General features: G+C 69.8%; 15 protein-coding genes. 13 read left to right on the top strand and 2 right to left on the bottom strand.

The window, feature by feature from the left end; translation table 11 throughout:
• Window positions 1–58 precede the first annotated feature (58 nt).
• Window positions 59–982 (bottom strand): formate/nitrite transporter family protein, encoded by a 924-nt coding sequence (locus DXT68_RS08540; RefSeq protein WP_082069016.1) that lies wholly within the window; start codon window positions 980–982, stop codon window positions 59–61.
• 254 nt (window positions 983–1,236) lie between these two features.
• On the opposite strand from DXT68_RS08540, the gene DXT68_RS08535 reads away from it, so the two are divergent.
• Entirely contained in the window at window positions 1,237–2,277 is a 1,041-nt protein-coding gene (locus DXT68_RS08535; RefSeq protein ID WP_052677823.1) for an NAD(P)/FAD-dependent oxidoreductase, read from the top strand.
• Window positions 2,274–3,398: a uroporphyrinogen-III synthase gene (locus tag DXT68_RS08530; protein ID WP_045255078.1), complete on the top strand. Its 1,125-nt coding sequence runs from the start codon at window positions 2,274–2,276 to the stop codon at window positions 3,396–3,398. Before DXT68_RS08535 ends, DXT68_RS08530 begins: the two co-directional genes overlap by 4 nt.
• Window positions 3,399–3,460: 62 nt before the next feature.
• Here DXT68_RS08530 and DXT68_RS08525 read toward each other — a convergent pair whose 3' ends face one another.
• On the bottom strand, window positions 3,461–3,781 hold the full coding sequence (locus DXT68_RS08525) for a hypothetical protein (RefSeq protein WP_045255079.1): 321 nt from the start codon (window positions 3,779–3,781) through the stop codon (window positions 3,461–3,463).
• A 128-nt stretch (window positions 3,782–3,909) separates the two neighbouring features.
• On the opposite strand from DXT68_RS08525, the gene DXT68_RS08520 reads away from it, so the two are divergent.
• The 11 genes from DXT68_RS08520 to aroQ all read left to right on the top strand — a co-directional run bounded on the left by DXT68_RS08520 (window position 3,910) and on the right by aroQ (window position 15,222).
• Window positions 3,910–5,238 (top strand): replication-associated recombination protein A, encoded by a 1,329-nt coding sequence (locus DXT68_RS08520; RefSeq protein WP_082069018.1) that lies wholly within the window; start codon window positions 3,910–3,912, stop codon window positions 5,236–5,238.
• Between the two features lie 161 nt (window positions 5,239–5,399).
• Window positions 5,400–6,029: a 30S ribosomal protein S4 gene (gene rpsD / locus DXT68_RS08515; RefSeq protein ID WP_052677824.1), complete on the top strand. Its 630-nt coding sequence runs from the start codon at window positions 5,400–5,402 to the stop codon at window positions 6,027–6,029.
• Window positions 6,030–6,135: 106 nt separating this feature from the next.
• Window positions 6,136–6,324 (top strand): hypothetical protein, encoded by a 189-nt coding sequence (locus DXT68_RS08510; protein ID WP_045255080.1) that lies wholly within the window; start codon window positions 6,136–6,138, stop codon window positions 6,322–6,324.
• A 76-nt stretch (window positions 6,325–6,400) separates the two neighbouring features.
• Window positions 6,401–9,061: an alanine--tRNA ligase gene (gene alaS / locus DXT68_RS08505; protein ID WP_115760476.1), complete on the top strand. Its 2,661-nt coding sequence runs from the start codon at window positions 6,401–6,403 to the stop codon at window positions 9,059–9,061.
• Window positions 9,058–9,531: a Holliday junction resolvase RuvX gene (gene ruvX / locus DXT68_RS08500; RefSeq protein ID WP_045255082.1), complete on the top strand. Its 474-nt coding sequence runs from the start codon at window positions 9,058–9,060 to the stop codon at window positions 9,529–9,531. Before alaS ends, ruvX begins: the two co-directional genes overlap by 4 nt.
• A 2-nt stretch (window positions 9,532–9,533) precedes the next feature.
• Window positions 9,534–11,102: an endolytic transglycosylase MltG gene (gene mltG / locus DXT68_RS08495; protein ID WP_045255083.1), complete on the top strand. Its 1,569-nt coding sequence runs from the start codon at window positions 9,534–9,536 to the stop codon at window positions 11,100–11,102.
• Window positions 11,063–11,917, top strand: a complete 855-nt coding sequence (locus DXT68_RS08490) for a shikimate dehydrogenase family protein (RefSeq protein ID WP_341853373.1) — start codon at window positions 11,063–11,065, stop codon at window positions 11,915–11,917. Before mltG ends, DXT68_RS08490 begins: the two co-directional genes overlap by 40 nt.
• Before the next feature lie 48 nt (window positions 11,918–11,965).
• Window positions 11,966–13,195: a chorismate synthase gene (gene aroC / locus DXT68_RS08485; protein WP_045255084.1), complete on the top strand. Its 1,230-nt coding sequence runs from the start codon at window positions 11,966–11,968 to the stop codon at window positions 13,193–13,195.
• The gene (locus DXT68_RS08480) at window positions 13,179–13,703 is read left to right on the top strand and encodes a shikimate kinase (RefSeq protein WP_045255085.1); all 525 of its coding nucleotides are present in this window, start codon (window positions 13,179–13,181) and stop codon (window positions 13,701–13,703) included. Before aroC ends, DXT68_RS08480 begins: the two co-directional genes overlap by 17 nt.
• Window positions 13,700–14,788: a 3-dehydroquinate synthase gene (aroB, locus tag DXT68_RS08475; protein ID WP_045255086.1), complete on the top strand. Its 1,089-nt coding sequence runs from the start codon at window positions 13,700–13,702 to the stop codon at window positions 14,786–14,788. Before DXT68_RS08480 ends, aroB begins: the two co-directional genes overlap by 4 nt.
• A complete protein-coding gene (aroQ, locus tag DXT68_RS08470) occupies window positions 14,785–15,222 on the top strand; it encodes a type II 3-dehydroquinate dehydratase (protein ID WP_045255087.1) in 438 nt (145 codons plus the stop codon). Before aroB ends, aroQ begins: the two co-directional genes overlap by 4 nt.
• Window positions 15,223–15,265: the final 43 nt, after the last annotated feature.

The raw sequence follows: 15,265 nt of genomic DNA, 5'->3' as shown, positions 1-15,265 counted from the left end.
CTCCCGCCCACGCACGAAACGGGGGCGGATGCCGACGCATCCGCCCCCGTTCTGCGACTCAGACCCGCGTCGGCTCGAGCTCGGCAGCGGTCGTCTCCCGGTCGGCCACCGAGGTGCCGGATGTCGACGCAGCGGTGGTGACGAGACGCGCTCGTCGTCGCATCGCACGCGCGTCACGGGCGACGCGAGCCTTCGGGCGCCCGTGGGTGAAGTAGATGGGCAGCCCGACGAAGAGGAGACCGCCGACGAGGTTTCCGACGACCGTCGGCAGCTCGTTCCACACCAGGTAGTCCCACACGGTGAAGTCGGCGCCCATCAGAAGTCCGGACGGGAACAGGAACATGTTCACGATCGAATGCTCGAACCCCATGTAGAAGAACAGCATGATCGGGAGCCACATCGCGACGATCTTGCCGATCGTGCTGTCCGACACCATCGCCAGCACGACGCCCGTCGACACCATCCAGTTGCACAGCACTCCGCGGATGAACAACGTCAGCATGCCTGCCGCACCGTGATCGGCATAGCCGACCGTCCGACCGTGTCCGATCTCGCTGATCGCCTCGCCGACTGCGCTGGGCGCGGTCGAGAAGCCGTATGTGAAGTAGACGGCCATGAGGATCGCCACCAGGAATGCACCGCCGAAGTTGCCGAGGAAGACGAGTCCCCAGTTGCGCATCAACGATCCGAACGTCGCGCCGGGACGGCGGTCGAGCACCGCGAGCGGTCCGAGGGTGAACACCCCGGTCAGCAGGTCGTACCCGAGCAGGTAGAGCATCACGAAGCCCACCGGGAACAGGACGGCGCCGAGGAGCGGCTGACCGGTCTGCGTCGACACCGTCACCGCGAACGCGGCGGCGATCGTGAGCAGAGCCGCGCCCATGAACGCGCGGATGAGCGTATCGCGGGTGGACAGCTGCAGTTTGTATGCACCGGCGTCGACCATGCGGGTGGCGAGCTCGGCGGGCTTGATGTAGGACACATGACCTCCACGGGACGAGAGCGGGATGCTCAGCTGGATCGAGCATGGACGAACGGCGTTTCGCGCGACGACGTGCGACGTTACGTCTGTGGAGCGAACAGCTCACTTCGCGGCGTCAGCGGTGTGAGAACCGCGCGGAGTGGGATCGTTACCGATCTGTGAGGAGAACGTTCGACGCAGGAAACATCGCCCGTCACATTCGAGAAACACCGGCCTCCTATCGTCGCCAGCAGGGATCCATCGAACGGAGCAGCATGTACGACACCATCGTCACTCCTGCCGAGATCGTGGTGGTCGGCGCGGGGATGGTGGCGCACCGTTTCGTCGAGAGTCTGCTCAGCCGTGCGCAGACACCGCTGCATGTGACGGTGATCGGCGACGAGGGACGTCGGCCGTACGACCGCATCGGCCTCCCGCGCATCGCATCCGGAGGCGCGGCGGAGGATCTCGAGCTGGACCGTTCGGTGTTCGAGGACTTCCGAGTGCGGTTCCTGGACGACGATCGCGCTCTGCGGATCGATCGGGCTGCGCGCACGGTGATGACCCGGTCACGCGTCGTCGTGCCCTACGACACCCTGGTGCTCGCCACCGGCTCGTACACACCGATATTCGCGGTCGAGGGCGCGGATCTGCCGGGGTGCTTCTCCGACCGGACGATCGACGACGTCGAGGCGCTCGCGCAGTTCGCGGCAGGCCGACGGCGTTCGCTGGGCCGTCGCCTGCGCGCGGCCGTGGTCGGCCGTGGATCCCACGGCGCAGAGCTCGCCGCCGCGCTGCACGACATCGACGTCGTCTCCACCCTGGTGGAGCACTCGGAATCGCGCATTTCCCATCTGGTCCCCGAGGAGTCCGGTGCGGTCGGTGCTGTGCGATTCGACGACGGGGAGACCGAGGCCGTCGACCTCGTCGTGCTCTCCGTGCACCCGCGACCCCGCGACGAGCTGGCCCGCAATGCGAACCTGCAGGTCGCCGAGCGCGGAGGCGTGGTGATCGACGACCGCTGCACCACCTCCGATCCGCACATCCTCGCGATCGGCGAGGTCGCCCGCTTCGACGGTCGCTGCGTCCCGCGCGTCGCGCCCGGCTACGCGATGGCCGAGGTCGCCGCGAGCCGTATTCTCGGGGGCGACGCCGTCTTCCTCGGCTTCGATCAGCCGTTCTCGGGCAGCAGGACACCGGGTCACGACGACCCCACGGCGGGGGAGGAGAGCACCGCGGTCATCGTGATCGGGGAGCTCGCCGAATCCGGGATGCTGCGGCTCGCATCGAGCCGCATAGCGAAGGGCGTCGGGTGAGCACCGCGCGCACACGGGAGTCCGCGCTGGCCGGCTGCACGATCGTGGTCGCCGCGGATCGGCGTGCCGTCGAGGTCGCGGACGATCTCGAGCGCCGGGGCGCGGTGGTGCATCGAACGCCCGTGCCTCGTCTCGATGACCGGGAGAACAGCGCCGAGCTCCGCAGCATGACCGAGCAGGTGATCTCGGAGCCTCCCGACCTGGTGGTGGTGACGACGGGCTCGGGGTTCCGCGACTGGTTCGAGGCCGCACGCGAACAAGGACGCGCCGCGGCGCTCGAGGCAGCGCTGCGCGAGGCCCGCCTCGTGGCGACGGGGTCGAGAGCGCACGCCGCGATCCTGCGGTCGGGGCTCGTCGCGGAGTGGGTCGCCGAGACGGGCACGTCCGCCGAGGTCGGCGCGCACCTGCGGATCGCGGGGGTGCGCGACCGTCGCGTGGTCGTCCAGCGTCACGACGATCTCGACGACGGCCTCGAAGCGCTGCTGCGGGAGGCGGGCGCCGATGTCCAGGGGCTGATCGTGCGCCGCTGGGGATCGTCGCCGCGAACCGAGGCGATGCGAAGGACGGTGCTGCAGGCGGCGAACGGAGACGCGGATGCCGTGGTGTTCGCCTCCGCTTCCGCCGCAGCGGCGTGGCTCGCGATCGCGGAACTGTCGGACACCCTCGATCGCGTGAGGCGGCGGTCCGAGACGGGGCGGCTGCTGCTGGCCTCCGCGGGTCGGGCGGCCACCGCCCTCCTGCACGACGCCGACCTGCACCCCTCGATCGATCAGGGCGATGCGCACGGATCGCTCGCGAATGCGGTGTTCGCGCACTTCGGCGACGGCGGAGCACCGTCGCTGCTCACGGATGCCGGTCGGGTGCAGGTGCGCAGCGGAGGCGTGCTCGTCGACGACCGTTTCGTCCCCCTGTCACGGTCGTCGGCCGCACTGCTCGACGCCCTCGCCGCCGCGGGCGGCAGGGTGCTCACCCGCACACAGCTCAGCGCCGTGCTGGGCGCCGAGCGCAGCGCCCACGCGGTCGAGGCGGCCGTCGCGCGACTGCGCGTGGCGCTGGGTGGGATCGAACTCATCCACACCGTGGTCAAACGAGGCTACCGGCTCGCGGTCATCGAGGACTGAGCCGTGATCCGCGTCGCCACGCCGTGACGGCCGCGGCGCCCACGGTCAGCGGGCGCGCGTGATCACTCGACGGGAGCGTCCGACGGCGCATCCGACGGCGCATCCGACGGCGCATCCTCGGGGACGAGGGGATCGCCCGGGAGCGGCGACTCGACGGGGGAGACCGAGGGGGAGGGCGAGGGTGTCGGTGGATTCACCTGCGCGTGCACGACCTGGCTGGCGATGGCTCCGGCGATGACCAGCACGCCGACGACGATCGCGACCGCGTTGTCCCTGGTGCGGCGGCGGATGCGGCCGTCGTGCCAGGCCCGGCGGGCCGCGTGGAGGCGTGCGCGCTCCGACTCGGTCCGCGACTGCCGCGTGCTCTTGCCGCGTCCGGCCATTGCGTACTCCCTCGGTCGACGTGCCGTGCACATGGACGTGATGTGCACCGTCGCCTCAGAGCCTACCGGCGCCGCCCCATCGCCATGATCACGTCCGCGGTGTCCCCGGCCCGCGTTAGCCTGGAGAGATGACCTCCGCCGCACTGCTCTCCGGGCAGACGCCCCTCGCCGTGCGCATGCGTCCCGTCTCTCTCGACGAGGTGGCGGGGCAGAAGCACCTGCTGCGGGCGGGGTCACCCATCGTCGCTCTCGCCGATCCCGCCGCGACCTCGCCCGGTGCCGTCTCCATCATCCTGTGGGGCCCTCCCGGCACGGGCAAGACCACGCTGGCTCAGGCGATCGCCCGCTCCTCCGGGCGTCGCTTCGTCGAGCTGTCGGCGATCACGGCCGGGGTCAAGGACGTCCGCGAGGTCATGCAGGAGGCGATCACTCAGCGCGACCTGTACGGCCAGACGACCATCCTGTTCCTCGACGAGATCCACAGGTTCACCAAGGCCCAGCAAGATGCCCTTCTGCCCGGGGTCGAGAACGGCTGGGTACTGCTGATCGCGGCGACCACCGAGAACCCGTCGTTCTCGGTGATCTCGCCGTTGCTCTCGCGGTCGCTGCTGCTGACACTCCAGCCCCTCACCGACGACGACATCGGACTCCTCGTCGACCGCGCGGTGACCGACGCGCGCGGTCTGAACGGTGCGGTGACCCTGGCCGACGACGCGCGTGCCGCGCTCATCCGGCTCGCATCCGGCGATGCACGCCGCGCGCTCACCGGTCTCGAGGCCGCGGCGGCCGTCGCCCTCTCGAACGGCGAAGACGGCGTGGTCCCCGCGGCCACGGCCGACGACGTCGCCCAGGCCGTCGACAAGGCGCTCTTGCGATACGACCGCCAGGGTGACGAGCACTACGACGTCATCAGCGCCTTCATCAAGTCGATCCGCGGCTCCGACCCCGACGCGGCCCTGCACTACCTCGCGCGGATGATCGAGGCGGGGGAGGACCCGCGGTTCATCGCGCGCCGACTGGTGATCTCGGCGTCGGAAGACGTGGGGCTGGCCGATCCGCAGGCGCTCACGATCGCGGTAGCGGCGGCGGATGCGGTCGCGTTCATCGGCATGCCGGAGGGGCGCATCCCGCTCGCGGAGGCGACGGTGTATCTCGCGACCACCGCGAAGTCGAACGCCGCCTACGTCGGCATCGACGCGGCGATCGCCGACATCCGCTCGGGCGGCTTCGGACGGGTGCCGCTGCATCTCCGCGACGCGCACTACCCGGGCGCGCGGCGCCTCGGTCACGGCCGCGGCTACGTGTATCCGCACGACAGCGAGTTCGGCATCCTCCCGCAGCAGTACCTGCCCGACGAGCTGCAGGGCAAGAGGTACTACGAGCCGAAGAACCTGGGCGCCGAGCGCGACATCTCGGCACGTCTCGAGCGCATCCGACGCATCCTCGACGGGCGATGACCTCGATCTGTTAGACTGGATCGGCTCGAAACACAGTTTTCGGGCATCTCCTCGTTCACACCCCACCTTGATGGCGCCCCGGCGTGCGCTCCAAGGCAGAACGCGGGTGATACGTCCGCGAGTCGCGAAAGACGCGACCGCGTCATCGGAAGGATAGCTTCGTGACCACGAAGTCCCAGGACCGTCGCAAGGTGCGTCTCAGCCGCGCACTCGGCATCCCGCTCACCCCGAAGGCCGCCCGCTACCTCGAGAAGCGTCCCTACGCTCCCGGCGAGCACGGTCGCACCAAGCGCAAGGCCGACAGCGACTACGCCGTCCGTCTGCGCGAGAAGCAGCGTCTTCGCGAGCAGTACGGCATCCGCGAGAAGCAGATGCGCAACACGTTCAACGAGGCTCGCCGTCAGGACGGCCTGACCGGTGAGAACCTGGTCGAGCTGCTCGAGATGCGTCTCGACGCCCTCGTCGTGCGTTCGGGCTTCGCCCGCACCACCGCGCAGGCTCGCCAGCTCGTCGTGCACCGTCACATCCTGGTCGACGGCCAGCTCGTCGACCGCCCGTCGTTCCGCGTGAAGCCGGGTCAGCTCATCCACGTCAAGGCCAAGAGCGAGGGCACCGAGCCCTTCCAGGTCGCAGCCGCCGGCGGTCACGCCGAGGTCCTGCCTCCCGTTCCCGGCTACCTCGAGGTCGAGCTCGACAAGCTCCAGGCTCGCCTGGTCCGTCGTCCGAAGCGCGCCGAGGTCCCCGTGACCTGTGAAGTGCAGCTCGTCGTCGAGTACTACGCAGCTCGCTGAGTTCTCTCAGTTCGGCAGAAGGCGTCGGGTCTCACCCGACGCCTTCTGTCGTTTCCGCATACGATGGTTGCACCCGCCTCCGCGGGTCGAGGGCAAGGATGGCGACATGAAGAAAGTGCTGTGGTTCCTGATCGGTGTGATCGGCGGCTTCGTCGCGGCGCACTTCACGAACAAGGACCCGCGAGGTCGCGACATCCTCGCCGAGGTCGACGCTCGATTCAACGAGTTCACCGGGATCATCGGCGAGGCCTACCGCGAAGAGCGGGCGCGCCTCACGGATCCTGCGAGCGACTGACCTCCGCAGCCCCCTCGGGCGCGGCTCCCACGGAGTCGCCCCTCCACCCCCGCACGCAAGGACACCCGGCACAGCTATGAACACTGCGGAGATCGCGCAGCGCTACCTCGACTTCTTCGAGAAGAACGACCACCTCATCGTCCCGTCGGCCTCGCTGGTCAGCGATGACCCGTCGCTGCTCTTCACGGTCGCCGGCATGGTCCCGATGATCCCGTACCTCACCGGGGTGGTTCCGGCGCCGCATCCGCGCATCGCCGATCTGCAGAAGTGCATCCGCACGAACGACATCGAAGAGGTGGGCCGGACGGCTCGCCACGGGACGTTCTTCCAGATGCTGGGCAACTGGTCGTTCGGCGACTACTTCAAAGAGGGCGCGATCCGCTACGCGTGGGAGCTGCTGACGAGCTCGGAGGCCGACGGCGGCTTCGCGTTCGACGAGAAGGACCTGTGGGTCACGGTGTATGAGACCGATGACGAGGCGGAGTCCATCTGGCGCGACGTCATCGGGCTGAAGCCCGAGCGCATCCAGCGCCTCGGACGTGCCGACAACTACTGGAACACGGGACAGCCGGGCCCCGGCGGCCCCGACTCGGAGATCTTCTTCGACCGCGGTCCCGAATACGGCGAGGACGGCGGTCCGGCCGTCGACGACTCGAGGTTCCTGGAGATCTGGAACCTCGTGTTCATGCAGGACTTCATCGAGAACATCCGCGGCAAGACGGAGTTCGACATCGTCGGCGAGCTGCCGATGAAGAACATCGACACCGGCATGGGGCTCGAGCGCGTCGCGTTCCTCAAGCAGGGCGTCGAGAACATGTACGAGACCGATCAGGTGCGTCCGGTCCTCGACCGTGCCGTCGAGCTCTCGGGACGTCGCTACGGAGCCGTGCACGAAGACGACGTGCGATTCCGCGTGGTCGCAGACCACGTGCGGTCGTCGCTCATGCTGCTGTCCGATGGCGTGCGGCCCTCCAACGAGGGACGCGGATACATCCTGCGCCGACTCATGCGCCGCACCGTGCGGTCGATGCGTCTGCTCGGCGTCGACGAGCCGGCCTTCCCCGAGCTCTTCGCCGCGTCGCGTGATGCGATGAAGGCCACCTACCCGGTGCTCGAGAAGGAGTGGGCGACGCTGTCCTCCTCCGCCTTCGCCGAGGAGGAGACGTTCCGTCGCACGCTCGCAGCGGGCTCCACGATCCTCGACCTCGCGCTCGACGAGACCAAGAAGGGTGGCGGGGCGACGCTCAGCGGCCCCGAGGCGTTCCTGCTGCACGACACGTACGGCTTCCCGATCGATCTGACCCTCGAGGTGGCCGAGGAGGCCGGGCTCGACGTCGATCGAGCGGCATTCGACACCCTGATGCAGGAGCAGCGGTCACGCGCCAAGGCCGACGCCCGCAACCGCAAGCGTCAGCTCGCCGACGTCTCGGTCTACCGCGAGCTGCGCGCGCTGGGAGAGACCGGCTTCGACGGCTACTCCGAGCTCGAGGTCGATTCGCGGATCCTCGGGATCCTCATCGACGGCCAGACCGCTCGCACCGCGTCGGAGGGGCAGATCGCCGAGGTCGTGCTCGCCGAGACCACCCTCTACGCCGAGTCCGGCGGCCAGGTCGCCGACAAGGGCGTCATCGTCGGTCCCGGTTATGAGCTCGAGGTGCTCGACGTGCAGCGTCCTGTGCCCGGGCTGATCAGCCACACGGTCGAGGTGACCCGAGGCGTCGTCTCGATCGACGACGCCGCCACGACGATCGTCGATGCGGCGAACCGTCGCGCCGCACGCCAGGCGCACTCCGCGACGCACCTGGTGCACGCGGCGCTGCGCGACACGCTCGGGCCGACCGCGACGCAGTCGGGTTCGCTCAACCGCGCCGGATACATGCGGTTCGACTTCTCGTGGTCGCAGGCGCTGTCGACCGCGACCCGCACCGAGATCGAGGAGATCACCAACAGGGCCGTCAACGACGCCCTCGAGGTCACCACCCGGATCCTCACGCTCGACGAGGCGAAGGAAGCCGGCGCCATGGCGCTGTTCGGCGAGAAGTACGGCGATGTCGTGCGCATGGTCGACATCGGCGGTCCCTGGTCGCGAGAGCTCTGCGCGGGCACGCACGTCAGCACGAGCGCCGAGATCGGCCTCGTCAGCGTCGTCGGCGAATCCTCGGTCGGCGCCTCCAACCGCCGCATCGAGGCTCTGGTCGGGCAGGACGCGTTCCGCGAGCTCGCAGCGGAGCGCGCGCTCGTGTCGCAGCTGACCAGCTCGCTCAAGACGCCGCGCGATCAGCTCGCCGAGCGCATCGCCGATCTCTCCGCGAGCCTGAAGGCCGCAGAGAAGCGCATCGCGCAGTTCGAGTCGAAGGAGCGTGCCGGCCGGGTTCCTGCCATCGCCGACGCCGCCTCCCGTGCGGGTTCGTTCCGGCTGGCCGCGCAGTCGCTCGGCGAGGTCGACTCGGCCGACGATGTGCGCGAGCTGGTACTCGGCGTGCGCGAGCGACTCGGCTCCGAACCTGCCGTCGTCGCCCTGGGTGCCGTGGTGAACGGCCGACCTGTGGTGGTCGTCGCCACGAACGACGCCGCGCGCGCGGCCGGTGCGAAGGCCGGTGCGCTCGCGAAGCGCGCGGCCTCTGTGCTCGGTGGCGGAGGCGGCGGTCGTGACGACGTCGCCCAGGGCGGTGGAACGGATGCCGCAGCTCTGCCTGCGGCGCTGGACGCCGTCGCACAGGAGCTGCAGACAGCGTGAGCGGCTTCCGCCGCGGCGCGCGGCTCGGGATCGATGTCGGGCGCGCCCGTGTCGGGGTCGCACGGTGCGATCCCGACGGGATGCTCGCGGTTCCCGTCGAGACCGTGCGTCGCGACGACGCGGCCATCGAGCGGATCGCCGTCATCGCTCAGGAGTACGAGCCGCTGGAGTTCGTGGTGGGTCTCCCCGTGAACCTCCGGGGCGACGACACGGCATCGACGACGGATTCGCGCGAATTCGCCGCCGCCCTGCAGGCGCGGACCGGGGTGCCGGCGCGCCTGGTCGATGAACGTCTGAGCACCGTCACCGCACACGCCGCGCTGAGATCTTCGGGCAGAACACAGAAGAACTCTCGTAGCATTGTGGATCAGGTCGCCGCTGTGGTCCTGCTGCAGCAGGCGATCGACACGGAGAAGAGCACCGGTAACCCGCCCGGAGTCACGATTCCGCTCGACGAGGAGTCCCCCTGAACATGCCCGAACGCGAGAGTGCTTCCCCCCAGCACGATCCGGACGCCCGGCTGGGCGACCTGTTCGAGAACCTTCCCGACCCGACACCGCAGATCCCGACGGTCGACAACACGCCGCCGCCCCCGGGCTCACGCAGAGCAGCGCGCGAAGCGGCCACGAACGGCGCGACCCTCCCGGCCGACGACTCGTCGGGGGAGTCGCAGGGCGGGCCCTCCGCCGAGGACACCGCCACTCGGGCGTTCCCGATCACGGGCGGTGCCGCAGGGGCGGATGCCGCACCCACCGGTGCCGCGACCGACCCCGACGCCGCGCGTGAGGCATCCGCCGGTGCGGGGACGACCGGCGAGGCGGCCTCCTCGTCCACGGCATCGCGCGGTGACGGCGTGTCCGACCCCGCGGTGGCGGCGGCGTCGACAGCCGTGCCCGGCGCGCGCCTCGAGGACCTGTTCCACGCACCCCCGGAGGATGACGCCGGCAGTCGCCCGCCGAAGAAGAAGCGTCGCAAGGGATGTCTTGTCGCACTGATCATCGTTCTGGCAGTTCTCGGCGGCATCGCCGCCGGGGGCGTCTGGGCATTGAACACGTTCGGCGACAAGATCAGCGACGCCCTCGGCTGGGGCGAACCCGCGGACTGGGAGGCCGGTCAGGCTACCGGCGAGGTGCTGGTCACCATCAAAGAGGGCGACACCGGGGCTCCTGTGTCCACCGCGCTCCACGAGGCCGGTGTCACGCGCACCGATGAGGTCTTCTACGACTACCTCGTCAAGGAGAACGTCGCCGTCACCTTCTACCCCGGCATCTACCGGCTGCAGGAGAAGATGACGGCCGCGGCCGCGCTGGAGGCCATCCAGGATCCCGACAACAAGCTCGAGCATTCGGCGAGCATCGGCGAGGGAGCGACGATCGAGTCCTCCCTGCCCGGCATGGCCGAGTCTCTCGGCATGCCGATCGAGGATCTGCAGGCCGCCGTCGATGCCGACCCTGCGAGCTACGGCGTCAACGCGCCGAGTCTCGAGGGCTGGCTGTTCCCCGCCGTCTACACGTTCGACCCCGACGTGACGGCGACCCAGGTCATCCAGCGCATGGTCGATCGCACCAACGAATCGCTGAACGCGGCGGGTGTCCCCGCCGAGGACGCGGAGCGCATCCTCACCATCGCGTCGATCATCCAGCGCGAGGGCCGGACGGCGGACTTCGCGAAGGTGTCGAGGGTCATCCAGAACCGTCTCGACATCGACATGAAGCTCCAGATGGACTCGACGGCGCAGTACGGTTACGGCTCTCTGCACGAGGGTGTCGTCTCGAGCTCGGCCGAGGCGCTCGAAGACCCGAACGACTGGAACACCTACGTGCACACGGGGCTGCCGGTCACTCCGATCGCGAGCCCCAGCGACGCCGCGATCAAGGCGGCGATGAACCCGGAGGACGGCCCGTGGCTGTACTTCGTCACGATCAACCTCGCGACCGGTGAGACGCAGTTCTCCGAGACGTACGAGGAGCACCTGCAGGGCGTGGCGAAGTGGGAGCAGTGGTGCCAGGAGAACCCCGACGGCGGGTGCTCGGCCGGATGACCCGGCGGCAGCTCGCGGTCTGGGGAGACCCGATCGCGCACTCGCGGTCGCCCCAGCTGCACGCCGCGGCCTATGCGGTGCTCGGTCTCGACTGGGAGTACACGAGACGTCGCGTCGACGAGCACGGATTCTCCGGTGCCCTCGATTCCCTCGACGGATCCTGGCTCGGGCTCTCGCTGACGATGCCGCTCAAGGAGCGGGCCCATGGCGCGGCGCACGTGCCGGATCGGGCAGCCCGGCTGACCGGTGCCGTCAACACCCTGGTGCTGGACGGGACGCGTCGCGGATTCAACACCGACGTCGGCGGGATCGTCGATGCGCTGGGAGAACAGCGACTGCACGGCCTCGACCGCGTGCGCATCCTCGGGGCGGGCGCGACGGCCGCATCGGCGCTGGTTGCGCTCGTCGAGGCCGGTGCGCAGACCGTCGAGGTGCGGGCTCGTCGGCCCGCGCGTGCGGCCGATCTGGTCGCGCTCGGTGAGCGCCTGGAGGTCGTCGTGACCGCGGCCGGCTTCGACGATGCCGCATCTCCGGTCGATCTCACGCTGGCGACCCTGCCCGGCGGCGCCGCGCTCGACGCCGACACGACCGCGAGGCTGGGCGACACCGGGGGTGCGCTCTTCGACGTGGCGTACGCACCGTGGCCCTCCGCGCTCGCGTCCGCATGGACCGGAGGCGCGACGATCTCGGGTGAGGGCATGCTGCTGCACCAGGCCGTGCGTCAGATCCGTCTCTTCCACCACGGTGATCAGCACGTCGCGCTGCCGTCGGAGACGGCGGTCGTCGACGCCATGCGGGCTGCCCTGCGGCGTTAGTGCGACACGCGGCGCGAACCGGGGCGGAACGCGTGGGAGACTGGAGCAATGCTCCGCGTGCTCACGGCCGGCGAATCGCACGGCCCAGAACTCATTGCCGTCATGGAAGGACTGCCCTCGGGCGTCCCCGTCTCCTCCGAGGCGATCCAGGCCGACCTCGCGCGTCGCAAGCTCGGCTACGGTCGCGGCTCGCGGATGAAGTTCGAACAGGACGAGCTGACGCTCTCCGGCGGCGTGCGACACGGGAAGAGCCTCGGCAGCCCGATCGCGCTGCGCATCGGCAACACCGAGTGGCCGAAGTGGATCGAGGTCATGAACCCCGAGCCGGTCGAACTCACCGACAGGTCCCGCGGTCGGGGCGCGCCGCTGACGCGCCCCCGCCCCGGGCATGCCGACCTCGTCGGCATGCAGAAGTACGACTTCGACGAGGCGCGCCCGATCCTCGAGCGGGCGAGTGCGCGCGAGACCGCGGCGCGGGTCGCGCTCGGTGCGATCGCACGCTCGTTCCTCGGTGAGCTCGGCATCAGGCTCGTCAGTCACACGCTCTCGATCGGGCCGGTCCGGGTGCCCGAAGGATCTGCGCTGCCGACGCCCGACGACGTCGACGCACTGGACGCGGATCCGCTGCGCTGCTTCGACGCCGCCACGTCGGCGCTGATGGTCGCAGAGGTCGATGACGCGAAGAAGGACGGCGACACGCTCGGCGGCATCGTCGAGGTGCTCGCCTACGGCCTGCCCCCGGGACTCGGATCGCACGTGCACTGGGACCGCCGTCTCGATGCCCGCCTCGCCCAAGCCCTGATGAGCATCCAGGCGATCAAGGGCGTCGAGGTCGGCGACGGCTTCGAGACCACGCGACGCCGAGGGTCTGCCGCGCACGACGAGCTGTTCGCGACCGCCGACGGCATCTCGCGAGGGTCCGATCGCGCCGGCGGCACCGAGGGCGGGATGTCCACCGGTACCGTGCTGCGTGTGCGCGCGGGCATGAAGCCGATCGCCACGGTGCCGCACGCTCTGCGCACCATCGACGTCGCGTCCGGTGAGGACGCCACGGCGCACCACCAGCGCTCCGACGTCTGTGCGGTGCCCGCGGCCGGCGTCGTGGCCGAGGCCATGGTCGCGGTGGAGCTCGCCAACGCCGTGCTCGAGAAGTTCGGCGGCGACAGCATCCGCGAGACCCGCCGCAACCTCGAGGGGTACCTCGAGGGGATTCCGGCGGAGCTGCGCACGACGCCCGCATCCGAGGCGGCGCTCATCGCCCATGACGAGCGCGGCTGACCCGCTGACGCTGGTGCTGGTCGGCCCGATGGCCGCCGGCAAGACCAGTGTCGGTCGTCGCGTCGCGCGCACTCTGTCGGTGCCCTTCGTCGACACCGACAAGCGCGTCGCGTCGGCGCACGGACCGATCCCGGCGATCTTCGCCGAGCATGGCGAAGACCACTTCCGGGCTCTGGAGCGGGCGGAGGTCGCGGCGGCCCTCGACGCGCCGGCCGGCGGGGTGATCTCGCTCGGCGGCGGCGCGGTCACCGATGCCGGCACGCGAGCCCTGCTCCGTGAGCGGCCCGTCGTGTTCCTCACGGTGACTCCGGAGGCGGTGGCCGCCCGGATCCGCAGCGGGGGTCGACCGCTGCTGGAGGGCGACGACCCCGTCGGGCGCTGGACGCAGATCTTCGAAGAACGACGGAACTGGTACGACGAGGTGGCGTCGGTGACGTTCGACACGTCGCGCCGCCCCATGCATCGCATCGCCGCGGACATCGCGGCCTGGAGGAGAGAACTGAGATGACGACGACGACCATCAGCGTGACGGGCGAGAGCCCGTACGACATCGCGATCGGCCGGGGGATCCTCGACCGCGTCTCCGCGGCCCTGGACCCGGCGGTGCGCAAGGTCCTGGTGGTGCATCCGCCGACTCTGGCGGCCAGGGCCGCGGAGCTGCGCGACCGTCTGCTCGCCGACACCGAGAACGGTCAGCGCGAGGTGCTGCTCGCCGAAGTGCCCGATGCCGAGCAGGGCAAGCGTATCGAGGTCGCGGCCTTCTGCTGGCAGGTGATGGGGCAGGCGGACTTCACCCGCTCGGATGCCGTCGTCGGATACGGCGGCGGCGCGGTCACGGATCTCGCAGGCTTCGTCGCGGCGACATGGTCGCGCGGCGTGCAGCTGGTGCAGGTGCCCACCACGGTGCTGGGACTCGTCGACGCGTCCGTGGGGGGCAAGACGGGCATCAACACCGCCGAGGGCAAGAACCTCGTCGGTGCGTTCTGGGCGCCGCGCGCGGTGATCGGCGATCTCGACGAGCTGGCGAGCCTCAGTCCGAACGAGGCGACCGCAGGGTTCGCCGAGGTGGTGAAGGCGGGGTTCATCTGGGCGCCGGAGATCCTCGACATCATCGAGGCGGACCCGGCGCGCGCCGTCGACACGACCACACCGGAGTTCCGTCGTGCCGTGGAGCTCGCGATCGACATGAAGGCGAAGGTCGTCTCCGACGACTTCCGTGAGGCCGGTCAGCGCGAGATCCTCAACTACGGGCACACGCTCGGCCACGCCATCGAGCACGCCGAGCGCTATCGCTGGCGACATGGCGCGGCGGTCTCGATCGGCATGCTCTACGCCGCGGAGCTGTCGCGTCTCGCCGGGCGTCTCTCGGACTCCGCGGCCGAACGGCATCGTACGATCCTCGATTCGCTCGGTCTGCCCACCGGCTACCGCGCCGGTGCATGGCCGCAGCTGCTGGCGACCATGCAGCGCGACAAGAAGAGCCGTGGCGGCATGCTGCGGTTCATCCTGCTCGACGACATCGCCAAGCCCACCGTGCTGCAGGCCCCCGACGAGTCGCTGCTGTTCGCCGCCTACCAGGAGATCGGCGAATGACCAGGCGGATTCTGCTCGTCAACGGGCCGAATCTCAACCTCCTCGGCAGCCGCGAACCCGAGGTCTACGGCACGGCCACGCTGCAGGACGTCGAGAAGCTGACCGCCGACGCGGCGTCCGCCGAGGGCTTCGAGCTGCGCGCGGTGCAGAGCAACCATGAGGGCGTGCTGATCGATGCAATCCACGCCGCTCGCGAGGACTGTGCGGCGATCGTCATCAACCCCGGCGGTCTCACGCACACCTCGGTGTCGCTGCGCGATGCGCTCACGGGCATCGCCCTGCCGTTCGCCGAGGTGCACATCTCCGACGTGTACGCCCGCGAGGAGTTCCGCCATCATTCCTACCTGCACGACGTGGCCGCGGTGCGTGTGATCGGCGAGGGTGTCGGGGGGTACGCGAGCGCGGTGCGGCAGCTCGCAGCGCTCATCCCGTAGAATCGACTGTCGGCCCACCAGTCCATCCGGATGTGAGCGGCCC

Origin of the sequence: Microbacterium foliorum, assembly GCF_003367705.1 — a bacterium.
GTDB lineage: Bacteria > Actinomycetota > Actinomycetes > Actinomycetales > Microbacteriaceae > Microbacterium > Microbacterium foliorum.
The sequence above is the reverse complement of the archived record's forward strand: the minus strand, read 5'-3'. Positions and strand labels throughout refer to the sequence as shown.